Annotated in this window: 22 protein-coding genes; 8 read left to right on the forward strand and 14 right to left on the reverse strand. The window is 40.6% G+C overall.

Going from position 1 to position 20,832, the window contains the following annotated elements:
• Window positions 1-38: 38 nt before the first annotated feature.
• From groL to CS931_RS04110, 3 genes are all read right to left on the reverse strand, one after another.
• Window positions 39-1,664 (reverse strand): chaperonin GroEL, encoded by a 1,626-nt coding sequence (groL, locus tag CS931_RS04100; RefSeq protein ID WP_099204463.1) that lies wholly within the window; start codon window positions 1,662-1,664, stop codon window positions 39-41.
• A gap of 23 nt (window positions 1,665-1,687) precedes the next feature.
• A complete protein-coding gene (locus CS931_RS04105; protein WP_099204464.1) occupies window positions 1,688-1,972 on the reverse strand; it encodes a co-chaperone GroES in 285 nt (94 codons plus the stop codon).
• Between the two features lie 247 nt (window positions 1,973-2,219).
• Entirely contained in the window at window positions 2,220-2,813 is a 594-nt protein-coding gene (locus CS931_RS04110; protein WP_099204465.1) for a GNAT family N-acetyltransferase, read from the reverse strand.
• Between the two features lie 570 nt (window positions 2,814-3,383).
• On the opposite strand from CS931_RS04110, the gene CS931_RS04115 reads away from it, so the two are divergent.
• Complete coding sequence (locus CS931_RS04115) at window positions 3,384-4,316, forward strand: coiled-coil domain-containing protein (protein ID WP_099204466.1); 933 nt, start codon at window positions 3,384-3,386, stop codon at window positions 4,314-4,316.
• 73 nt (window positions 4,317-4,389) lie between these two features.
• Here the strand turns inward: CS931_RS04115 and CS931_RS04120 are convergent, their stop codons facing one another.
• The 10 genes from CS931_RS04120 to CS931_RS04165 form a co-directional block, all read right to left on the reverse strand.
• Entirely contained in the window at window positions 4,390-5,505 is a 1,116-nt protein-coding gene (locus CS931_RS04120; RefSeq protein ID WP_099204467.1) for a THUMP domain-containing class I SAM-dependent RNA methyltransferase, read from the reverse strand.
• A 225-nt stretch (window positions 5,506-5,730) separates the two neighbouring features.
• The gene (gene hpf / locus CS931_RS04125; RefSeq protein WP_099204468.1) at window positions 5,731-6,261 is read right to left on the reverse strand and encodes a ribosome hibernation-promoting factor, HPF/YfiA family; all 531 of its coding nucleotides are present in this window, start codon (window positions 6,259-6,261) and stop codon (window positions 5,731-5,733) included.
• Window positions 6,262-6,422: 161 nt separating this feature from the next.
• Entirely contained in the window at window positions 6,423-7,262 is an 840-nt protein-coding gene (locus tag CS931_RS04130; RefSeq protein WP_099204469.1) for a fumarate hydratase, read from the reverse strand.
• A gap of 73 nt (window positions 7,263-7,335) precedes the next feature.
• Entirely contained in the window at window positions 7,336-7,860 is a 525-nt protein-coding gene (locus CS931_RS04135) for a S1 RNA-binding domain-containing protein (protein WP_099204470.1), read from the reverse strand.
• 45 nt (window positions 7,861-7,905) lie between these two features.
• A complete protein-coding gene (locus tag CS931_RS04140) occupies window positions 7,906-8,208 on the reverse strand; it encodes an FtsB family cell division protein (RefSeq protein ID WP_099204471.1) in 303 nt (100 codons plus the stop codon).
• Window positions 8,209-8,308: 100 nt separating this feature from the next.
• Window positions 8,309-8,782 carry a spore cortex biosynthesis protein YabQ gene (yabQ, locus tag CS931_RS04145; protein WP_099204472.1) on the reverse strand — a complete coding sequence of 158 codons (474 nt, stop codon included), beginning with the start codon at window positions 8,780-8,782 and terminating at the stop codon, window positions 8,309-8,311.
• Window positions 8,779-9,054: a YabP/YqfC family sporulation protein gene (locus tag CS931_RS04150; RefSeq protein ID WP_099204473.1), complete on the reverse strand. Its 276-nt coding sequence runs from the start codon at window positions 9,052-9,054 to the stop codon at window positions 8,779-8,781. The genes yabQ and CS931_RS04150 overlap by 4 nt, the downstream gene beginning before the upstream one ends.
• Window positions 9,055-9,112: 58 nt before the next feature.
• Entirely contained in the window at window positions 9,113-9,358 is a 246-nt protein-coding gene (locus tag CS931_RS04155) for an RNA-binding S4 domain-containing protein (protein WP_099204474.1), read from the reverse strand.
• Window positions 9,359-9,427: 69 nt separating this feature from the next.
• Window positions 9,428-9,706 (reverse strand): non-specific DNA-binding protein Hbs, encoded by a 279-nt coding sequence (gene hbs, locus CS931_RS04160; RefSeq protein WP_099204475.1) that lies wholly within the window; start codon window positions 9,704-9,706, stop codon window positions 9,428-9,430.
• A gap of 119 nt (window positions 9,707-9,825) precedes the next feature.
• Window positions 9,826-11,631 carry a putative polysaccharide biosynthesis protein gene (locus CS931_RS04165; protein ID WP_099204476.1) on the reverse strand — a complete coding sequence of 602 codons (1,806 nt, stop codon included), beginning with the start codon at window positions 11,629-11,631 and terminating at the stop codon, window positions 9,826-9,828.
• Window positions 11,632-11,957: 326 nt separating this feature from the next.
• Here CS931_RS04165 and CS931_RS04170 point away from each other — a divergent pair, with 326 nt between their 5' ends.
• The 7 genes from CS931_RS04170 to CS931_RS04200 are packed head-to-tail and all read left to right on the forward strand — an operon-like array spanning window position 11,958 to window position 18,301.
• The gene (locus CS931_RS04170) at window positions 11,958-12,818 is read left to right on the forward strand and encodes a substrate-binding domain-containing protein (RefSeq protein ID WP_099204477.1); all 861 of its coding nucleotides are present in this window, start codon (window positions 11,958-11,960) and stop codon (window positions 12,816-12,818) included.
• Window positions 12,819-12,861: 43 nt separating this feature from the next.
• Complete coding sequence (gene pstC / locus CS931_RS04175; RefSeq protein WP_099204607.1) at window positions 12,862-13,719, forward strand: phosphate ABC transporter permease subunit PstC; 858 nt, start codon at window positions 12,862-12,864, stop codon at window positions 13,717-13,719.
• The gene (gene pstA / locus CS931_RS04180; RefSeq protein ID WP_099204478.1) at window positions 13,716-14,564 is read left to right on the forward strand and encodes a phosphate ABC transporter permease PstA; all 849 of its coding nucleotides are present in this window, start codon (window positions 13,716-13,718) and stop codon (window positions 14,562-14,564) included. Before pstC ends, pstA begins: the two co-directional genes overlap by 4 nt.
• Window positions 14,557-15,306 (forward strand): phosphate ABC transporter ATP-binding protein PstB, encoded by a 750-nt coding sequence (gene pstB, locus CS931_RS04185; protein WP_099204479.1) that lies wholly within the window; start codon window positions 14,557-14,559, stop codon window positions 15,304-15,306. Before pstA ends, pstB begins: the two co-directional genes overlap by 8 nt.
• Entirely contained in the window at window positions 15,306-15,959 is a 654-nt protein-coding gene (phoU, locus tag CS931_RS04190) for a phosphate signaling complex protein PhoU (RefSeq protein ID WP_099204480.1), read from the forward strand. Before pstB ends, phoU begins: the two co-directional genes overlap by 1 nt.
• Window positions 15,960-15,968: 9 nt before the next feature.
• Window positions 15,969-16,646: a response regulator transcription factor gene (locus CS931_RS04195; RefSeq protein WP_099204481.1), complete on the forward strand. Its 678-nt coding sequence runs from the start codon at window positions 15,969-15,971 to the stop codon at window positions 16,644-16,646.
• Window positions 16,643-18,301, forward strand: coding sequence for a sensor histidine kinase (locus CS931_RS04200; RefSeq protein WP_099204482.1), 1,659 nt, complete (start codon window positions 16,643-16,645; stop codon window positions 18,299-18,301). Before CS931_RS04195 ends, CS931_RS04200 begins: the two co-directional genes overlap by 4 nt.
• 77 nt (window positions 18,302-18,378) lie before the next feature.
• On the opposite strand, the gene CS931_RS04205 is transcribed toward CS931_RS04200, so the two are convergent.
• Window positions 18,379-20,826 carry an ATP-dependent Clp protease ATP-binding subunit gene (locus tag CS931_RS04205; RefSeq protein WP_099204483.1) on the reverse strand — a complete coding sequence of 816 codons (2,448 nt, stop codon included), beginning with the start codon at window positions 20,824-20,826 and terminating at the stop codon, window positions 18,379-18,381.
• Window positions 20,827-20,832: the final 6 nt, after the last annotated feature.

Below are 20,832 nucleotides of genomic sequence, written 5' to 3' on the forward strand. Positions count from 1 at the left end.
AGTGACTGACCTTTTTTATTTAAAAATGGCTGATTTACTTAATACATGCCACCCATGTCAGGAGCTGCCGGAGCTGCTGAAACTGGCTCTTTAATGTCTGCTACCAGTGATTCTGTTGTCAGAATCGTGGAAGCAACAGAAGAAGCATTTTGCAAAGCAGAACGAGTAACCTTTGTTGGGTCAACGATACCAGCTGTAATCATGTCAACAAATTCGCCTGTCAAAGCATTGTAGCCGTAGCCTACTTTAGCAGTTGTTTTTACGCGCTCAACGATAACGGAGCCTTCAACACCTGCGTTATTGGCAATTTGGCGAACCGGCTCTTCTAATGATTTCAGCACAATCGCTGCGCCTGTTTTCTCATCGCCTTCAACAGAATCTACATAAGCTGAAACAGCAGGGATAGCATCCATCAGGGCTGTACCACCGCCGGCAACGATACCTTCTTCAACAGCTGCTTTCGTAGCGGCCAAAGCATCTTCAATGCGGAGTTTTTGCTCTTTCATTTCGATTTCAGTTGCAGCGCCAACTTTGATAACAGCAACACCGCCTGCCAATTTAGCCAAACGCTCTTGCAGTTTTTCTTTATCAAATTCAGAAGATGTTTCTTCAATCTGAGAACGAATCTGGGCAACACGTGCCTTGATATCATCAGATTCGCCTGCACCATCAACAATAATAGTGTTCTCTTTATCAATCTTCACCTGACGAGCTTGACCAAGCTGTGAAAGCTGTGTATCTTTCAGTTCAAGACCCAGTTCATCAGAAATCACTTCGCCACCTGTCAAAATAGCAATATCACGAAGCATTTCTTTTCTTCTGTCGCCAAAGCCCGGTGCTTTTACGGCAACACACACAAAAGTACCGCGCAGTTTGTTCAGAATCAAAGTAGTGAGAGCCTCGCCCTCAATGTCTTCAGCAATAATAACTAGCTTTTTGCCGGTTTGAAGAATTTGTTCCAGAATCGGAAGAATATCTTGTGTTGTAGAAATCTTCTTGTCTGTAATCAAAATGTAAGGATCATCTAAATCAGCAACCATTTTATCGGTATCTGTTGCCATGTAAGGAGTAATGTAGCCTCTATCAAACAGCATACCTTCTACTACTTCGCTATATGTTTCAGCTGTTTTGGATTCTTCAACAGTGATGACCCCATCTGCTGTTACTTTTTCCATTGCATCAGCAATCAACTCGCCGATTTCTTCGCTACCGGAAGAAACAGCGGCGACTTTGGCGATATCTTTTGTACCAGAAACTTTTTGTGAATTATCGCTAATTGCTTTTACTGCAATTTCAGTAGCTTTTTGAATGCCCTTACGCAAAACCATTGGATTTGCACCCGCAGTCACGTTTTTCATGCCTTCACGAATCAGTGCCTGTGCTAAAAGAGTACCGGTTGTGGTACCATCGCCGGCAACGTCATTGGTTTTGGTGGCAACTTCTTTAACAAGCTGAGCACCCATGTTTTCATAAGGATCTTCCAGCTCAATTTCTTTTGCAATGGTAACACCATCATTTGTGATAAGAGGTGCACCAAATTTTTTATCTAGCACGACATTTCTGCCTTTAGGTCCAAGTGTGATTTTCACAGTATCTGATAACTGGTTTACACCGCTGAGCAGTGCTTTTCTTGCTTCTTCACCAAAAAGAATTTGCTTAGCCATAATTCTCAATCCTCCGATTCAATTTATTCTACAACGGCCAATATTTCTGATTGACGTACAATGGTATATTCTTCGCCGTCAATTTTAACATCAGTTCCTGTATATTTTGCACTGATGACACGGTCGCCAACGTTCAAATACATCTTCACTTCTTTTCCGTCGACTTCGCCGCCAGGTCCAACTGCTACAACTCTGGAAACCTGAGGTTTTTCCTGAGATTTGCCGGCAAGCACAATGCCGCTCTTGGTTGTTTCTTCTGCTTCTTCAGCCTGGAGAAGAACTCTGTCTAAAAGTGGTTTAATAGTCATAATCAAACACCTTTCTGCCCTGTTTTTTGGTTATCTGGGCTTCCTTTTTTCTCCCCGACTTAAAAAATACGCTGAACTCGTCTCGGGGGAAGACTGAACAGCCTTTATCAAACATGATAAATTGAAAAACCATATAGCTTTTCAATCACTTAGCACTCTATAACCTCGAGTGCTAAGTATCATTTTAGTTATATAGTCAGTAAAAGTCAAGCACATTTTATAAAAAAAGATTTTTTTTACAAACTCTTCATATTTTTGTCTTGATTAGCCGATTATTTACCTGCTTTTTTGCGTTGAATACAACAGCTTTGTGCAGCAAATACTCTTCACGCAGAATAGCATAAAAGCACTCGTCTAAAATCATTCCATCACAACGTTTAAAAGCAAATGAAGAAACCCCTTCTAAACGAAAACCACATTTTTCTATCACATTTTGAGAGCGATAATTGCCTTTAAAATGAGAAATAGAAACAACATCGCACTTCTTTTTTTCGAATGCGTACTGAACTAGTGCCTGAAGTGCTTCGGTCATATAGCCCTGACCCCAATATTCTCGACTCAAAGCGAAACCAACAGAATAACTATTAATACGAAAACGTCTTGCATCTTCCTGCAATTTAATCTGCCCGATAATAGTATTGTCTTTTTTCATAATGGCATAGGAATCAGCCGCATGACGATAATTTTTAAACAATGTTTCTCCTTCTTTAATCGAGTGAACACTGTCTAATCCCAACGGCAGCATCACTTGTTCGTCAGAAGCAAATTGCATAAAGCTCTCAAGGTCACTCTTTTTCCATTTACGCAGAACAAGCCTATTTGTCTTGATACTTCCAATCATTTTCTCACCTAATACACTCTTTTCTATTACATTATATAGGAATTATGGATTGACCTACCCAGCAAGCTATCCTATCTCTGCTCTCTTTTAAACTCCTGTTCTCACGCTATTGATTCCATTTTGTAAATATATTCATAAAAATGAATATATTTACAATTATAGTGATAATTCTCACAATTTATAGAGTATTTGCTAAAATACGTCAAGATAATATCTTTAATACAATTGATAATTTATGTATTTTTCCCATTTAAAGAAAATTTATCCAATTATTCTAAATTATATGATTTGTTCTCGCTTTTAATTGTATAAAATGTGAAATTATTCCGCTTGACTAACCTATACTTCATCCGTATAATGAAGCATGTCTTTGGAATACTATTTGATTTTTCAGTTTATTTTCCAACCCGAAATCAGTAGAATCCTCTATCTCAATAAACAGTATTTTTACTCATACTTCTTATGCTACTTTAGCCCCCTCCGAGCCCTATTCTTTAGTATGTGCTGATACACATACTCGCATACACTTTCTGTATACTCTTCCAAAACATATTATTAGGAGATGCTTTCATGATGAAAAAAAAGACAACAAAGCGTGTAAAAAGAACCATTCTTTCAGGCGTATTGGCCGTCGCAGCTGTTGCCCTCTTTGGTGCCTCTGCTTCTTTTGCAGCAAATATTTTGAATTGGGGCGGTGAATCTGATATTCAGCGCATTAAAACCAACCTTGAAACATTAGATGTTCAATTAACACAAGATAAGGCTACTATCACTTCTTTAGAAACCGATCTTGGCACCACACAAAACGATCTTTCTGAAAAGACAGCTTATGTGGCAGAATTACAATCTAAAATCGGTGGTTTAGAAGGACAAGTAAATACACTTACTTCTGAAAAACAGGTACTGGTAAGCGAAAAAGAAACGTTGACCAATTCCTTAAACAACCTACAAAATGATTTGAACAATCTGAAAAGCCAGTTGACTTCTCAAAATAATGAAGTAACCAGTTTGAAGAATCAGCTTGAATCAAAAAACCAAGAAATCCGTAATAAAGAAGAAGAAATTCAACAAAAGATTAGAGAAATCAATGAAAAAATTGCAGAAGGCAATCGCAAAGTAGAAGAAAAACAACGCGAAGTTGACGCAAAACAAAGAGAGATTGAGCAAAAGCAAAGCGAAATTGACGCCAAACAACGCGAAGTTGACAGTAAACAATCTGAAATTAACACTTTGAGAGACCAAGTAAATCAATTGAATGAGCAAATTAGAACATTAACAGAAAAGAACAATTCCTTACAGAGCCAACTTGATGCTTCTCAATCGAATTATCAAACCCTACAGCAAGAAAAAAATAGAGCTGAAAGTGAATTGAACGAAGCACAAACTAAGCTAAACAATAAAGACCAAGAAATTTCAGACCTGCGAGCACAACTGGAAAAAGCAAAAAATGATACAAATGGTTTAGCAAATCTTTCTGACGAAATTGTTGCCAAACACAGATAAGCACTGACTATATAAAAAGCATAAAAAAGGAATGCAATATTGCATTCCTTTTCTTTATTTAAAGCGCCATCATTTATTTATAATACATATAAAGCTGACAAGGAATCATACCGTTGTAGAGTTTTCTGCGACGATCTGCTTTCTTTGTAAACAGCTTTTCGAACTGATCTTCAGGTGTAATAATTGAATAACTCCAACCGCGCTTTGGTGTAAAAACTTTGCCCATAACGCGATAAAGCTCTGCGGCACCCTCTCTATCCAATAACCTCTCTCCGTATGGTGGATTGGCTAAAACACAACCATAGTCTGTTTCTGCTTTAAAATCGCGAATATCTCGTTTTTGAGCTTTCAAGTGAGCAAATACTCCTGCTTTTTTAGCATTTGCTATCGTCAACTCAATTGCTTCATCCTCAATATCAAATCCAAATGCTTGCACTTTAGCATCTTGTAATACTAAGCTTTCTGCTCGCTCACGTTCTTCGCGCCAAATCTTTTTAGGAATGTTCAGCCAGTCTTCTGCATTGAATTTACGTTTTACACCCGGTGCCATATTTTTTGCCAGCATAAGTGCTTCAATCAAAATTGTTCCTGAACCACAGAAAGGGTCGATAATGGTGCCATCACTGCGTACACGAGCCAATTTCGCCACAGCCGCTGCCAATGTTTCTTTAATGGGGGCTTCCAAAGCATTTTTACGGTAGCCTCTTTTGTGCAAACCGTTTCCGCTTGTATCAATCATAATACTGACTTGATCTTTCATAATCCAGAACCGCACTTTATGCAGCGGCCCAGTTTCTTCAAACCAACTGATATTATATTTTTCTTTTAATCTTTCTACAATTGCTTTTTTAATAATCGCTTGGCAATCTGATATACTAAACAGCTGACTCTTGACAGAACTACCGCTAACCGGAAAAGTATCCTCTTTTAAAAGAAGCTGTTCCCACGGGATAGATTTTACGCCCTGAAAGAGTTCTTCAAACGAAAGTGCCTGAAAATTCTTTAGCAAAATCATTACTCGTTCTGCATATCTTGCATTGATATTAATGCGAGCCACCGTCTGCATATCTCCATCACAATATACACGTCCATTTTCAGAACGAACATTTTCACACTGCAAGGCGCGCAGTTCATCTGCTACTAACCCTTCAATGCCTAATAAACATGGGCAAACTAACGTCAATTTCATACTATAATTCCTATTCTTTCCTAGAAAATTTATTTACACTTATGCCTACTTTGATTTCCAATAAATCACGCGCCGTCAATTTCTATTTCAATATAGTGTCTATTTAAAAATGGTCGCTACTTGTAGTAAGAATCAATTCATTGTTACCGATATAGAACTTTATCACTATTTTACCACAAAAAAGCCGAGGTGGCAAAAGCACCCCGGCTTCTATCTTATTGTATCTTATCTTTCTGGAACAAGCAAGCCATAATTGCCATCTTTGCGGCGATAAACTACATTAATATCTCCCGTAGTATCTTCACGGAACATAAAGAACTCGTGGTTCAGCATATCCATTTGCAAAATAGCCTCTTCAGGTGTCATAACTTTCACAAAAAATTCTTTTGTTCTGACAACACTGCCAAGCTCCTCGTCTTCTGAATCCTCATGATCAAGGAAATTGAAGTCAACATTTTCCTGTACTTTCTTTGCTCTTTGCAGTTTTTTGCGATTGCGATGAATTTGTGTGGCGAGTGCCGATACGACACGGTCGAGCGCATCGTTCATCTCAATTTCGGTGGATTCTGCGCGATATATCATGCCACGCTGTGCAATTGAAATTTCTACTGTCTGCCGGTTCTTTTCAACCGTTACAATTACTGTTGCCTGAGCATCTTCGTCAAAAATTTTATCAAATTTGGAAATCTTTTTTGTAGCTAGGTCTTTAAAATGATCTCTTAGCGTAACTTTCTTTCCAACAAAATTAATCTTCATAATGTTTACCTGCTGCCCTAAACGGTAAGGTCGTGTGACCCAATGGGCAGACACTTCCTTTCGCCAGTTTTTTTTAAAACAGGGTGTTATAAATCCTATCTCCCTATTCTTTTGACACCTACAGTATAACATATTGACTATAATAATTCAATGAACAAAATTTAAATTGTTTGACTTTTATGTCTGGTCACATGACAACCCATATTTACCGCCACGGGTAACCCCGCAATATGCGTAGGATAGGCTTCGATCATGACTGCCAGAGCAGTTGTATTTCCCCCAAAACCTTGCGGTCCAACATCCAAAGTATTAATCTCATCTAGCATTTTTTGTTCTAAATCAGCATAGAATTCATCTGGATTTCGTACAGATACATCTCGGCAAAGTGCTTTTTTGGCAAGAAACGCGCAATATTCAAAATCTCCGCCGATTCCTACGCCAACAACAACAGGAGGACACGGATTACTGCCTGCCACTTCTACAGATTCTTTTACAAACGCAACAATATCTTCCACTTTCGCAGAGGGATTAAACATTTTCATGCGGCTCATATTTTCACTGCCAAACCCTTTAGGAGCAACTTGCAAGTGAATTTTGTCGCCAGGAACAAGCTTGGTATGAATAACGGCTGGTGTATTATCATCCGTATTGACACGGCGCAGCGGATCTCCTACAACAGAACAGCGCAAAAGACCTTCCACATACCCTTTGCTGACGCCTTCGTTGACCGCTGCTTCAAAATCGCCTTGAATATGCACTTCCTGGCCAATTTCCGCAAAAATAACGGCCATTCCTGTGTCTTGGCAGATTGGAATCTGCATTTGTTGTGCTGCTTTTAAATTATCTGTGAGGTCTTGCAAAATGGCACGAGCCGAAGTGTTTTCTTCTGTTTTTCGGCTATCCTCAATTGTTTTTTCCAAGTCACAAGGCAAATATACATTTGCTTCAATACACAAATTTCTGATTACTTCAGTAATTGTTTCTGCTTTTATTTCTCTCATTTTCAACAAGCCTCTTTCTATAAAAATAAAAAAGAGCCAACAGGCTCTTTTCATTTGTAAAATTAATATATGACTATTTGTTGCCAGTGCCTCGTCTGGAATAGCCCCGTTTTGTTTCTGTTCCCTTTTTTAAATCGGAAATTTTTTCATCACTGGTTTGTTTAAAACGAGAGAGCATATCTTCAAAGCTCCCCGAATTATTCTCTTTGCTTTGCCATTCGAAATCACCCGGTCTTGTCACCGGCGGCTGCGGAGGAGACGAACGTCTTTGGTTGTAACCACCACGGTTAGGAGAACCGCCCTGATTATTGCCACGACGCTGAAAATCCCGCTTATTTTCGTGCTGTGAAGTTTGCTGTTCAGGAGGCAATGCTTTTTTAATTGACAAACTGACTTTACCATCATCAGAAATACCAATTACTTTTACCTTCACTTCTTGCCCATCTGAAAGAAAATCTTTAATTTCTTTGACAAACGCTGCGGCAACTTCTGAAATATGAACCATGCCTGTCTGTCCGTTTTCAAAGCTGACAAATGCACCAAACTTGGTGATGCCTGTCACTTTGCCTTCATAAATTCCTCCAACCTCAAGCTGCATAGACTTTAAATATCCTCCTTGGCTAAGCCAATAAAAATAGCAAACTTATTCTACTCCACCGATGTTTATGTAAACCCGCTCATCTGGTTTTGCATAGTTATAGTCATTTCTGGCTGTTCGCTCAGCATACTCTTTCATGTCTTGTTCATTATCGAGAGAATGCTGAAGTTCTTCGTTTTTCACCAACTGAGTCTGCATATCTTCACGAATTTTTCCCAGATGATTTTTTTTCTCTGCAATTTGAAATTGCTGTGTTGTAATTAAAAAAGCAAAAAAACCGGCCATACAAAGAATGGATATTTTCAATAACAGACTGCCGCTTGATTTTTTTATCTTAACTTCTTTCACAAGCGACACCTCCTAAAATCCAAACGTCCTGTGCAAGTTAAACTTATCATAATATAGAAATAACATATGAGTGTATTATATACTAGTATACATAAGTTTTTCAAGTACTTTTTCGTTTTTCTTTTATTTTCGGACGATGTTTTTTTACCTTTTTCTGATTTGCTTTGGCTTTATTTTCTTTTTTCTCTTTTTTCTTTTCTTTTGGCTTAATGAAACGCTTAAAGATTTTTTTGACACCCGACAAAAAGAAACGTCTTATCTTTCGAATGCCATACCAAATCTTTTGAGAGATAATTTGCACAAATGGGCCTAATGACAAAATGACTGCTGCCGCTCCAATGATATGCAGTAGCAACTGAAAAAAACGGATGCGCCCGCTGTCAAAAACCAGTGCACAAAGAAAAACCGACATAGCCGCCATTAAGCAAAGCAACATATCAAAAAACGCTTCTGCAATTTTGCCAAAGCCAAACATAATCCTGACAATTTTCATCATCAAGAAAAGAAGCCCCCACATCACACCCACTACTAAAAAGAGAATTGCCGCTTCTGCTGACAGCACTTGCTCCGTCATTTAAAAAGCCTACCAAAAAACGAGAGTGCCGGGCCGTTATCTGTGTAAGATACCGCCTCCGTTTTGCCTGTTACAAGCATATCTCCTGTCTCAGCACTGAGTGTTTCAATATGCAGTGATTTTCCTTTAATATTTAGTTGCCCTATATCAGTTTGCGCAGTAATTAACTCATCACTGAAAAAATCAACCCGCACAATACCTGTCGCCATCAATTTTTCTCTATTATGAATGGTTAAAACATGATTTTTCGGTGCTCTTTGTGTTTCTGCCATGATAATCCTCCCCTAAGTTCAGTCCTACTCATGAAAAGATATGCGGCAGATTCTGTTTTTATTCTTCGATGACTTGATACATCAGTGCTGCTTCTTCTTTTTTGGCATATTCATTCACAGACAGCACTTTGCATTTAATAGCTCTTGCACCCAGCTGCACTTCAATTTCATCGCCAATTTTAACATCATAAGAAGCTCTTGCCACTTTGCCGCCAACCAGAACACGTCCGGCATCGCAGGCTTCATTGGCAATGGTTCGGCGCTTGATAATTCTGGCAATTTTTAGATATTTGTCTAATCTCATGTCATTTTCCTCCGGATAAAACAAGGCAGACTCGAAATTCGAGTCTGCTGAAATCGCTGATCGTAAAACTTATTTCTGATTAACTGTCTCTTTCAAGGCTTTACCTGCTTTAAATGCCGGTGCTTTTGAAGCTGGAATCTTAATTTCCTGATTAGTTCTAGGGTCACGGCCTGTTCTTGCTCCGCGCTCACGTACTTCAAAAGTACCAAAACCAACCAATTGCACTTTGTCGCCCTTCTCAAGAGCTTCTGTAATAGACTCGATTACTGCATTGACAGCTGCATCTGCATCTTTCTTTGTGATTTCAGCTTTTGTTGCTACCTCAGCAATAAGTTCCGATTTGTTCATGTTTAAACAACCTCCATTTTTTCATTCAAACAGCTCGCTAAATATGCATTAGCTGCCGATTTAAGCCACTATAACTTTCACATTAAAATGATAGAAAGCCAATAACAAGCACAATAATATCACATCCTTATGCGCTTTTCAAGTATTTTCACAATTTTTTCTCCTTTTGGAAGCAGCAAAATATCTTTTTTATTTATCCCTCTTAAAATACCTAAAAAAGCGACATAAACTGCCCCTCCAAGCAAGATTCCAACCACGCTTCCGAGCAACCCTGTGAGTCGTCCTCTGTCGCCGACAAAAATCGCAACTAAAGTACCTGTAACATAGGCCGTTAATCCACAAAAAACAGCCGCAACAAATGGCTTGCCGATTACTGCTTTTAAGCTAATGGATACTCCCGTTACTTTTACGAGCAGATAAAGCTCTGATACCACCAAAAAAATATAGCACAGCAAAGTTCCGATTCCTGCACCGAAAACGTTAATTTCGGGTGTGCCGCACAGCACATAATTTACCGCTATTTTAATGGCCATGCTCACAATCAACATTTTCACTGGCAAATCCATACGTCCTACTGCTTGCAATAAGCTGCTAACGGGTGTAGAAATAGCAGCCGCAGCCGCTGCAAATCCAAGCAAAAAGAGAATTCCCGACGTAATCGGTGCAGATTGATTGCTGCCGTAAAGTAACGTTACAATATAAGGCGACAAAGCGCTGATTCCAATACCGGCCGGTAAACTAAAAATAGCGGTAATACGAATAACGGATTCAATGCTCTCTTTTATTTTTTTAGGGTCTTTTTGCGTCCAGACAGCGGTCACGTTGGGCAGTGCACTAGTACTAAACGCTTGTGTAATCGTTGGTACAAGCATATAGACGGTCAGTGCCATGCTATAACAGCCAAATAAAAAATTAGGTATCGTAGACGGCTGTCTGACATATTCATCTGGAATTTGACCGTTAAACATTTGTAAAACAGCATTGGGATTTTGCGCCATAATATCCCCTATGCGACTTTGCAGAAATGTTGTATCAATCAGTCCTGCCAAATTGGTGGCGATTGCCCCAATACCAATTGGCAAAGCCGAAAGCACCAGTCGTTTTGTCAGTGTACGATTGCGAAAAGGCTTGGGGGAATTTTGCAGCATCTGCTTTGTGATTCCGTCTCCTTTGAGGCGAAATCGAATGGAAAGATATAGAAAAGCAAAAAAGGTACCCAATGTCACACCTGCGATAGCACCTGTTACTGTAAAAGAGAGCGTGAGTAAGGCAGCTTCATCAGCAGAAGGCACTAACTGCCCAAACAAAGTACCGCTTTGTTGATATTCCTTTGCCAGATAGATACTAATTCCCAGTGCAGCCGAAAGCCCAAAAGCCATTTTAGTAACGGCTTCAATCACTTCTGATATGGCCGTGGGGTACATATTTTTCAGCCCTTCGCAGTATCCACGATAAACTGATGCCAAACACCCGAAAAAAATAGCAGGAGCGAGCATCCACATTGGCAGCAAGGCATTGCTGTTGGCAATGATATAGCGGCAATAATACGGGGCGCCAATGACCATGAGAAGTGTACCAACTACGCCCAGACCCACAAAAATTGGAAACGAAACCTTCTTTATTTGACGTACATCACGAAATTTGCCTTGCGAGTAATTCTCAGAGACCATTCGTGAAATAGCAATGGGCAGTCCGGCAGTAGCAAGACTATGAATCGGTCCGTAGAAATTGTAAGAAACATTAAAAAGGCCCATGCCATATGCGCCGATTACCGATTCAAGCGGCACTTTAAAAAGAGCCCCCACTACTTTTACAATCATCATACCTACGGTTAAAATCAGAGCCCCATGAACGAAGTTTTGCTTACCAGAATTTTTTTTATGCAACGTATTGCTATGTAATGTATCTGTTTGTTTATTTCCCATCGCTTTCCTCTCTTTAAGCCTCTGTGTAAAATCAATTAAGATTTGAACTTTACAAATAAAACCCATACAAGCTAACGAACTGCATGATTCTTAATAATATGCAGAGAAATGCTTATTTAGGTTGTTTATGCCCATACTTTACATAGATTTTACAAATAGCCGATTTTAGATTTTACATAACTGATTTATAGTAGAAAGCAGTAAAGAAAATGTAAAATCAAGGGGCAGTATTACAAAACCTGTCTAAAAGCACAGTTGCAATAGCTTTACAGAACTTTCAGCCGGTAGCTAAGAAAATAATTACCAAAAAGGATGGTTAAAGATACATGAAAAAGATTTTGGCGATAGGATTTGCGTGCTTACTGATAAGCCAGCTTGCTTCTTGCAAAGCGGCAGACAACCAGCTCATTAATGTCATCTCTCGCGAAGATGGCTCTGGTACGCGAGGTGCCTTTGTTGAACTCTTAGGCATAGAGGAAAAAAATGATAAGGGAGAAAAGATTGACCACACCACTTTATATGCTGAAATTACCAACAACACAGCCGTTATGATGACTTCTGTTATGAGCGACCGTAATTCCATTGGCTATATCTCTTTGGGGTCGCTGAATGAGATTGTAAAGACTGTAAAAATCAATGGCGTTACCCCCTCTATTGATTCAATCAAAGATGGCTCTTATCCTCTAGCTCGTCCTTTCTTAATTGCCGTAAAGGACAATTTAAATCCTCTCGCTCAAGATTTTATTGATTTCATCGTCAGCAAAGATGGGCAAACCGTCGTGCAAGATAAAGGCTATGCCCCCATTGACGCAGAAAAAAGCTTTTCAGGCGGTAAGGTTTCAGGAAAAATTGTGGTTGCCGGTTCTTCATCAGTAACACCTGTTATGGAATCTCTCAAAGAAGCTTATCTATTTCATAACCCCGATGCAGAAATTGAAATTCAGCAAAGTGATTCTACTACCGGAACAAACTCTGCTATTGAAGGTATCTGCGATATTGCCATGACTTCTCGTGCTCTAAAAGACAGCGAAGTCGAAAAGGGTCTTTCCCCTATCACAATCGCTATGGACGGCATTGTCATTATTGTTAACCATGACAATGTTGTAGATGAAATGACACCGGAGCAAGTGAAGGATATTTATGTTGGAAAAACAACTTCTTGGTCGCAACTGACGACAAGTGATTGATAAAAGTCTCTTATTTGTCCATAGAAAGGAATGGTATTTGGGAATGAAGAATACAGGCAAGAAAAAAGAAACGGTGATGAAATATGTTTTTCTCGTCGCAGCTGCTATAAATGTGTTATGTGTCGCACTGATTTGTGTGTTTTTATTTGCTAATGGTTTTCCTGCCATGGCAAAAATAGGCCCTTTGAAATTTTTGTTAGGCACTGAATGGCGGCCCGGAAATGATATATACGGTATTGCTCCCATGATTTTGGGTAGTCTATACGTAACCGCCGGGGCTATATTGATTGGTGTTCCACTTGGTGTACTGACGGCTATTTTTCTTGCTAAATTTTGCCCTGATGGGCTCTATCGGTTCTTTCGCCCTGCCGTGTCACTTATGGCTGGGATTCCCTCCATTATTTACGGTTTCTTCGGTCTTGTGCTGCTTGTGCCAATTACAAGAAATGTTTTCGGCACAGGAAAAAGTATTTTGACAGCTTCCATTCTTTTAGGAATTATGATTTTGCCCACGGTCATCAGTGTTTCAGAAACAGCCATTCGTGCTGTACCTTCTAGTTATTACGAAGGCTCGCTGGCCTTGGGTTCTACTCACGAGAAAAGCGTATTCTTTGCCGTTGTTCCCCCTGCTAAATCAGGAATTTTAACCGCTGTTGTTTTGGGAATTGGGCGCGCTGTAGGCGAGACCATGGCGGTCATTATGATTGCGGGTAATCAAGCGATTATGCCGGAAAGTGTCGTAAAAGGAGTGCGAACTCTCACAGCTAACATTGTCATTGAAATGGGATATGCCGCTGATTTACACCGTGAAGCCCTCATCGCCACTGCTGTGGTTCTATTCATTATGATTTTACTAATTAATCTGCTATTGTCACTCGTCAAAAAGGAGAAGAAAGCATGAAAAAAACTTCAAAAAAGAAATACTCTTTTTCTTCTCTTATTCTTCGTATTCTTGTCTATACCGCCGCTTTCATCACACTGGCTGTTGTCGTTTTACTGATAGGCTATATTGTGATTAAAGGGGTTCCTAACCTTTCTCCCAAGCTTTTTGAGTGGGAATATAACAGCCAAAATGTCACTTTAATGCCAGCTTTGATTAATACACTACTTATCACCTTGCTCGCTATGCTAATTGCTGCTCCTATCGGTATTTTCAGTGCTATTTATCTCAGTGAATATGCTAAAAAAGGGAATCGCCTTGTCGAAATCATTCGGCTTGCTGCTGAAACACTTTCAGGCATTCCCTCCATTGTATACGGACTTTTCGGCATGATTTTCTTTGTTATCACGCTTGGTTGGGGTTATTCTCTTCTTGCCGGTGCATTTACTCTGGCGATTATGATTTTGCCGCTTATCATGCGCACCACAGAAGAAGCACTGCTTTCTGTTCCTGATTTCTATCGGGAAGGCAGCTTTGGTTTGGGTGCAGGCAAGCTCCGCACCGTGTTTGCAATTGTTTTGCCTTCCGCCATTCCCGGTATTCTCTCCGGCATTATCTTGGCCATTGGCAGAATTGTCGGCGAAACAGCCGCTCTCATTTTCACAGCGGGAACACTGGCTAAAATCCCAAACAGCCCGCTTGCGTCTGCACGTACCCTTGCTGTGCATATGTACAGCCTTTCCAGCGAGGGGCTATATCTTAATGAAACCTATGCGACTTCGCTTGTTCTGCTTATTTTAGTCGTCATAATCAATTATACTTCTGAATTTTTGGCAAAAAGGATGGTTAAAAAGAGAAATGGATAAATTTACAGTAAAAAACCTGAATCTATACTACGGCAGCTTTCAAGCACTTAAAGAGATTCAAATCAATATTCCAGCCAATGAAATCACTGCCCTAATCGGTCCGTCGGGCTGTGGGAAATCGACTCTGCTAAAGACTTTAAATCGCATGAATGATTTGGTCGAAGGCTGTAAAATCGATGGCACAGTTCTTTTAGATGGCAAAGATATTTTTGGCAACATGGACGTCACAGACTTGCGCAAACGAGTCGGTATGGTGTTTCAAAAGCCGAATCCGTTTCCCATGAGCATTTATGACAATATTGCTTATGGTCCTCGCACACACGGCACTCGTTCAAAAGCCACACTCGACCTTATCGTGGAAAAATCTCTTCGTGCCGCTGCTATTTGGGAAGAAACCAAAGACCGCCTCAAAAAGAGCGCACTGGGTATGTCAGGCGGCCAGCAGCAACGATTATGTATCGCCAGAGCCTTGGCGATTGAACCCGAAGTGCTTTTGATGGATGAACCTACCAGTGCGCTTGATCCAATTTCCACTTCTAAGATTGAAGACCTTGTCAGTACACTGAAAAAAGATTATACTATAGCTATGGTCACTCATAATATGCAGCAGGCAGCCCGTGTGTCGGATAAAACTGCCTTTTTCTTAATGGGTGAAATGGTTGAATTTGACGCAACCGACAAAATTTTCTCAATGCCGAAAGATAAAAGAACAGAAGATTATATCTCAGGGAGGTTCGGATAATGCGTGAGCGCTATACCAAACAGCTGGATAATTTACACAACAACTTAATTCACATGGGTTCTCTCTGCGAAGAGGCTATTGCCTGTGCTGCCAAAACGCTCATTGACGGTAACCTTGACATGAAAGAAAAAGTGTTGTCTGTTGAAAACGACACCAACATGGCCGAAAGAGACATTGAGCAGCTTTGTGTGCGCCTTTTGCTCTTAGAACAACCTGTTGCCAGTGATTTGCGGCAAATTACCGCTGCACAAAAAATGATTACCGATATGGAACGTATCAGCGACCAAGCCGTTGACATTGCTGAACTGTCTGCCTATATGAAAGGCAACTCTGTTAAAAGCGATATTCATATTGCGGAAATGTCCCGTGCCACAATCGGCATGGTTACTGCCAGTATTGATTCTTTCGTCAGCAAGGATTTTGCCAAGGCTCGAGAGGTTATTGCCTCCGACGATGTCGTAGACGACCTTTTCTTGAAAATTCGCAAAGAGCTGATTCAGCATATTACAGAAAACCCTGCCGTTGCCAGTGAATGCCTTGATTTGCTCATGGTAGCAAAATATTTTGAACGTATCGGCGATCATGCCGTGAATATAGCCGAGTGGGTTCTCTATTCTCTCACCGGTGACCGCTATGCCACAACGCTGGAATAAGGAGTTTTCATGATTTATTTAGTTGAAGATGAAAGCAACATTCGAGAGCTGGTGATTTACACCCTGCAGAATACTGGCTTTTCTGCCACAGGATTTTCTTCCTCAGAAGAATTTTGGCCTGCTTTGTCTAAAAAAATGCCAGAGCTTGTTTTATTAGACATCATGCTTCCCGGTGAAGATGATGGTCTTACTATCCTTAAAAAATTGCGCAGTGACCCTAAAACAGAGCATCTGCCCGTCATTATGCTCACTGCCAAAAGCACAGAATACGATAAAGTTTTGGGGCTTGACTGCGGTGCTGATGACTACCTCACCAAACCCTTTGGTATGATGGAGCTTGTCGCGCGTATCAAACGTCTTCTTCATCGTATCACGCCTACCAAAACTTCAGAAACCTATCTCTGCGCTAATCTTTCTATGAACTTGCCCCAACATCATGTTGAAGTAGACGGAGAAGAAGTTACTCTCACACTTAAAGAATTTGAGCTGTTAGCTTATCTCTTCAAAAACCAAGGTATTGCTCTTACAAGAGATCAGATTCTGTCTGCTGTTTGGGGCTATGAATTTAATGGCGAAACCAGAACGGTTGATGTGCATATTCGCAGTCTGCGAGGCAAGCTGTTGAGCGCCGCCGATTTAATCGAGACCGTGCGCGGTGTGGGTTATCGCATAGGGGGCAATTCATGAAAAAGAAAATCTTTCTCTTTAACTCTTTAATTTGCGCTCTCTCTGCATTTCTTATTACGCTTTTAGCCTCCTTTTTTATTTATTCTCATGACAGCGCTGAACTGAAAAAATCGCTGTCTTCCGAAGCTTCTCACCTAAAAACAGGACTAGAGAGCATAGGCAATTCTTACCTTGACAAAGTGGTTCTACGCAGCGGTCATCGTATCACTCTGATTTCAGCCAAGGGAGATGTGATTTTTGACAGTGAGGTCCTTTCCTCTTTAGAAAGTCACGCTGACCGTCAGGAAGTCAAAGAGGCCACGCAAGACGGCATTGGAGAAGAGCTTCGCTTTTCACAAACAATGGACCGTCGGACCTATTATTTTGCTGTTCGCCTTGAAAATCATGATGTTATTCGCGTGTCTGCTTCTGCCCCCTCAGTGATTCGCTCTTTTGCTTCTTTATGGTGGGTCCTCTGCCTTGGTCTGCTTATATTAATCCCACTGTCTTGGTTCTATGCTCGTGTCCTAACCAAAAAAATTACACAGCCACTGAACGACTTGCAGTTTGAAAATATGGACACGACAGGGCTCTTTGAAGAACTATCTCCCTTTGCCGTTAAAATGCAAAAAGAAAAGAAAGCTGTCCGCAAAAAGCTGAAAAAACTTAAGCACAAGCAAATTGAATTTTCGGCAATCACTGAATATATGCGAGAGGGCTTTTTGGTGCTCGACAAACAAGCCAATATCTTATCTCACAATAAAAGTGCTTTAATTCTCTTAGATTCTGATTTTCCCGATGCAATTAACCGCAGTATTCTTGAATTAAACCGCAGCCAAATGCTAACCAATGCCGTGCGTGATGCGCTGAACGGCAAACCGCAGGAATTCATTTTAGTTGTCGGTGAAAAGCATTGTCAGATTTTTGCCAATCCTGTCTGGTATAAAAACCGCTCTCAGGGTGCTGTGATTGTGATTTTAGATGTCACAGAAAAACAAGAAAGAGAACGCTTCCGCCGAGAATTCACTGCCAATGTTTCTCACGAACTACGCACACCGCTTACCTCCATTTCAGGCTATGCTGAAATTATAGCCAACGGTGTCGCCAAAATAGAAGACACGCCAAAATTTGCTGCCAACATCTACAAAGAAGCGCAGCATATGATTGCTCTCATCGGCGATATTTTGCTTCTTTCTAAGCTTGATGAAAATCATTCTTCGCTTGTCAAAGAAAACGTTGACCTAAAAGCTTTGTGTAAAGAGGTTATTGGGCGGCTGAAAAACAAGGCTGAAAAGAAAAATATTGAAGTCGCCTTTCAAGGAGACGAAGCTTTTCTAAATGGCATTCCGGCTGTTTTGGATGAAATTGTGTTTAACGTTGTCGATAATGCCGTTAAGTATAATGTTGACAACGGAAAAATCAACATTTTGCTAGAGAATTTCACCTCAGAAATTAAACTCACCGTTACTGACACCGGCGTTGGAATCCCCCTAGCTGAACAGGACCGCGTTTTTGAACGCTTCTATCGGGTCGATAAGAGCCGAGAAAGCTCTGCACAAAGTACAGGTTTAGGCCTGTCGATTGTTAAGCATGGTGTTGCTTTACACAACGGAAAAATTGACTTGAAAAGTGACGGCAAAACCGGCACAACCGTTACCATTACCTTTTCTCTATAAGCAATAACACAAAAAACGTCTTTAGCAGTTTTTATGCTGCCAAAGACGTTTTTTATTTTACTAATATAACCTTTATTTTAGGCTTTTTCTTGCATAGAGAATTTATTGTCTGCAAAATCGACAACATATTTTTTGTGGCTCTGCACTTTCTTTTCCAAAATCCCCTCGGAAATTAAATCTTCGATTTCATTCTGGATAATACGTCTGAGCGGACGCGCTCCATAAACAGGGTCATACCCCTTATTGCTTATTGCATCAATGGCGGCATCACTAAACTCGACATGCATTTCCATCTCCTGCATTTTTTTCTGCAGAACTTTCAGCATTCTTTCTGTGATTTGGTGAGTATCTTCTTCCGTCAGTTTGTGGAACATGATAATATCATCAACACGGTTCAAAAACTCTGGTTTAAAAAGATTTTTGAGTTCTTTCATGACAAGATCTTTTGTCTTTTCATAGTCAGTGTGTACTTGTTCCTGACCGATGGTAAATCCCAAGGTTTTCTGACGCTCTGTGATTAGTCTCGCTCCTACGTTAGAAGTCAAAATGATGACCGTATTCTTGAAATCAACCGTCTTGCCTTGTGAATCGGTCACTCTGCCGTCCTCAAGAATTTGCAGAAGAATATTAAAGATATCCGGGTGCGCTTTCTCAATTTCATCAAATAACACAATAGAATAGGGATGTCTTCTCACCGCTTCTGTTAACTGTCCACCCTCATCATAGCCGACATAACCCGGAGGAGAGCCGACTAGACGAGAAACCGTATGCTTCTCCATATATTCTGACATATCAAAGCGCACAATGGCCTTTTCATCGCCAAACATCGCTTCTGCCAAGGCTTTAGAAAGCTCTGTCTTGCCAACACCTGTGGGGCCTAAGAAGATGAAGGAGCCTATCGGTCTGTTCTTGTCTTTCAGTCCAACACGGCCACGGCGAATCGCTTTAGAAATCGCTACAACTGCCTCATTTTGTCCTACCACACGTTTATGCAGAATTTCCTCTAGCTTCAACAAACGTTGGCTTTCTTCTTCTGTTAGCTGTGCAACAGGCACACCCGTCCACATGGACACGATATCCGCGATATCTTCTGCTTTGACAATGCTGTCACTTTTTTCGTTTTTAGCTGCCCATTCATCTTTTGCTTTTTCCATTTCTGATTGGGTTTCTTTTTGTTTATCTCGCAATTTTGCTGCGGTTTCAAAATCTTGGCTGTTGATGGCTTCTGCTTTCTGCACTTCAAAATCTTTGACTTTTTTTTCAAGCTCTAACAAATCTTTTGGTGCGGTATGCGCACGCAGACGAACTCTTGAACCAGCCTCGTCAATTAAATCTATGGCTTTATCCGGCAAAAAGCGGTCGCTGATATATCTGGCTGAAAGAACGACGGCGGCTTCAATCGCTTCATCAGTAATTTCAACTTTGTGGTGCGCCTCATAGCGGTCTTTTAGTCCATGCAGAATCTCAATGGATTCCTCTTCGCTAGGCTCGCCCACCATAACCGGTTGGAAACGTCTCTCTAATGCCGCATCTTTTTCAATATGCTTGCGATATTCATTGATTGTCGTCGCACCGATGACTTGAAAATCACCTCTAGCTAAGGTTGGTTTCAAAATATTGGCGGCATCTGTCGAACCCTCTGAGGAGCCTGCTCCAATAATCGTGTGCAGTTCATCAATGAAAAGAATAATTCTGCCGTCTTTTTTAACTTCATCAATAGCATTCTTAATTCTTTCTTCAAAGTCGCCACGATATTTTGTGCCGGCAATCATCCCTGTTAAATCAAGTGAAACCACTCTCTTATCTTTTAGAATTTCAGGCACTTCTCCAGAAAAAATCTTGAGTGCCAAACCCTCTGCTACGGCTGTTTTACCTACGCCTGGTTCTCCAATAAGCACTGGGTTATTTTTGGTTCTTCTTGACAAAATCTGAATGATACGGTCAATTTCTTTTTGCCGTCCAATAACCGGATCTATTTTGCCATCTGCTGCCATTTCCGTTAAATCCCTGCCAAACTGCTTAAGTGCTTTCCCAATTTTTGGTTTTGGTTCCATACTTGCTGAATTTGGTTGGCCGGCCATGCCCGCACGAAGTGCTCCTGACATTTCAGAAACAATACGCTGTGGTTCGATTCCCAACATTTGCAAAAATCTAGCGGCATAGCTTTGTCCGTCTTCAATAATGGCAATTAAAAGATGCTCTGTGCCAGCCATATTGGAGGAACTTAGCCGCACAGCTGCAACGCCCGCGATTTGCATAATGCGCTTAGAACGGGGTGTTAAATTTTCAACTGTTACTTTTGTAGCGGTACCCTTGCCAATTTTTGCTTCTATCATTTCAGAAATTTTCTCGTCGGTAACACCTAATTTATTCAAAATGGTATAGGCTACGCCCGAACCCTCACGAAGCAGACCAAGCAAGATATGCTCACTGCCAATATAGTCATGGCCAAACTCTCCAGCCGCATCTACAGCTAAATTTAAAGCTTGGTTTGCTTTTCCTGTAAAACCTTCGAATTGATACATTCTTCT

The sequence above is a fragment of the Scatolibacter rhodanostii genome (genome assembly GCF_900197595.1).
GTDB lineage: Bacteria > Bacillota > Clostridia > Oscillospirales > Acutalibacteraceae > Scatolibacter > Scatolibacter rhodanostii.

Excerpts from the sequence above, each read along its gene's own strand:
- groL (WP_099204463.1), bottom strand. The coding sequence starts at position 1,664 with ATGGCTAAGCAAATTCTTTTTGGTGAAGAAGCAAGAAAAGCACTGCTC.
- CS931_RS04105 (WP_099204464.1), bottom strand. The coding sequence starts at position 1,972 with ATGACTATTAAACCACTTTTAGACAGAGTTCTTCTCCAGGCTGAAGAA.
- CS931_RS04110 (WP_099204465.1), bottom strand. The coding sequence starts at position 2,813 with ATGATTGGAAGTATCAAGACAAATAGGCTTGTTCTGCGTAAATGGAAA.
- CS931_RS04115 (WP_099204466.1), top strand. The coding sequence starts at position 3,384 with ATGATGAAAAAAAAGACAACAAAGCGTGTAAAAAGAACCATTCTTTCA.
- CS931_RS04120 (WP_099204467.1), bottom strand. The coding sequence starts at position 5,505 with ATGAAATTGACGTTAGTTTGCCCATGTTTATTAGGCATTGAAGGGTTA.
- hpf (WP_099204468.1), bottom strand. The coding sequence starts at position 6,261 with ATGAAGATTAATTTTGTTGGAAAGAAAGTTACGCTAAGAGATCATTTT.
- CS931_RS04130 (WP_099204469.1), bottom strand. The coding sequence starts at position 7,262 with ATGAGAGAAATAAAAGCAGAAACAATTACTGAAGTAATCAGAAATTTG.
- CS931_RS04135 (WP_099204470.1), bottom strand. The coding sequence starts at position 7,860 with ATGCAGCTTGAGGTTGGAGGAATTTATGAAGGCAAAGTGACAGGCATC.
- yabQ (WP_099204472.1), bottom strand. The coding sequence starts at position 8,782 with ATGACGGAGCAAGTGCTGTCAGCAGAAGCGGCAATTCTCTTTTTAGTA.
- CS931_RS04150 (WP_099204473.1), bottom strand. The coding sequence starts at position 9,054 with ATGGCAGAAACACAAAGAGCACCGAAAAATCATGTTTTAACCATTCAT.
- CS931_RS04155 (WP_099204474.1), bottom strand. The coding sequence starts at position 9,358 with ATGAGATTAGACAAATATCTAAAAATTGCCAGAATTATCAAGCGCCGA.
- hbs (WP_099204475.1), bottom strand. The coding sequence starts at position 9,706 with ATGAACAAATCGGAACTTATTGCTGAGGTAGCAACAAAAGCTGAAATC.
- CS931_RS04165 (WP_099204476.1), bottom strand. The coding sequence starts at position 11,631 with ATGGGAAATAAACAAACAGATACATTACATAGCAATACGTTGCATAAA.
- CS931_RS04170 (WP_099204477.1), top strand. The coding sequence starts at position 11,958 with ATGAAAAAGATTTTGGCGATAGGATTTGCGTGCTTACTGATAAGCCAG.
- pstC (WP_099204607.1), top strand. The coding sequence starts at position 12,862 with ATGAAGAATACAGGCAAGAAAAAAGAAACGGTGATGAAATATGTTTTT.
- pstA (WP_099204478.1), top strand. The coding sequence starts at position 13,716 with ATGAAAAAAACTTCAAAAAAGAAATACTCTTTTTCTTCTCTTATTCTT.
- pstB (WP_099204479.1), top strand. The coding sequence starts at position 14,557 with ATGGATAAATTTACAGTAAAAAACCTGAATCTATACTACGGCAGCTTT.
- phoU (WP_099204480.1), top strand. The coding sequence starts at position 15,306 with ATGCGTGAGCGCTATACCAAACAGCTGGATAATTTACACAACAACTTA.
- CS931_RS04195 (WP_099204481.1), top strand. The coding sequence starts at position 15,969 with ATGATTTATTTAGTTGAAGATGAAAGCAACATTCGAGAGCTGGTGATT.
- CS931_RS04200 (WP_099204482.1), top strand. The coding sequence starts at position 16,643 with ATGAAAAAGAAAATCTTTCTCTTTAACTCTTTAATTTGCGCTCTCTCT.
- CS931_RS04205 (WP_099204483.1), bottom strand. The coding sequence starts at position 20,826 with ATGTATCAATTCGAAGGTTTTACAGGAAAAGCAAACCAAGCTTTAAAT.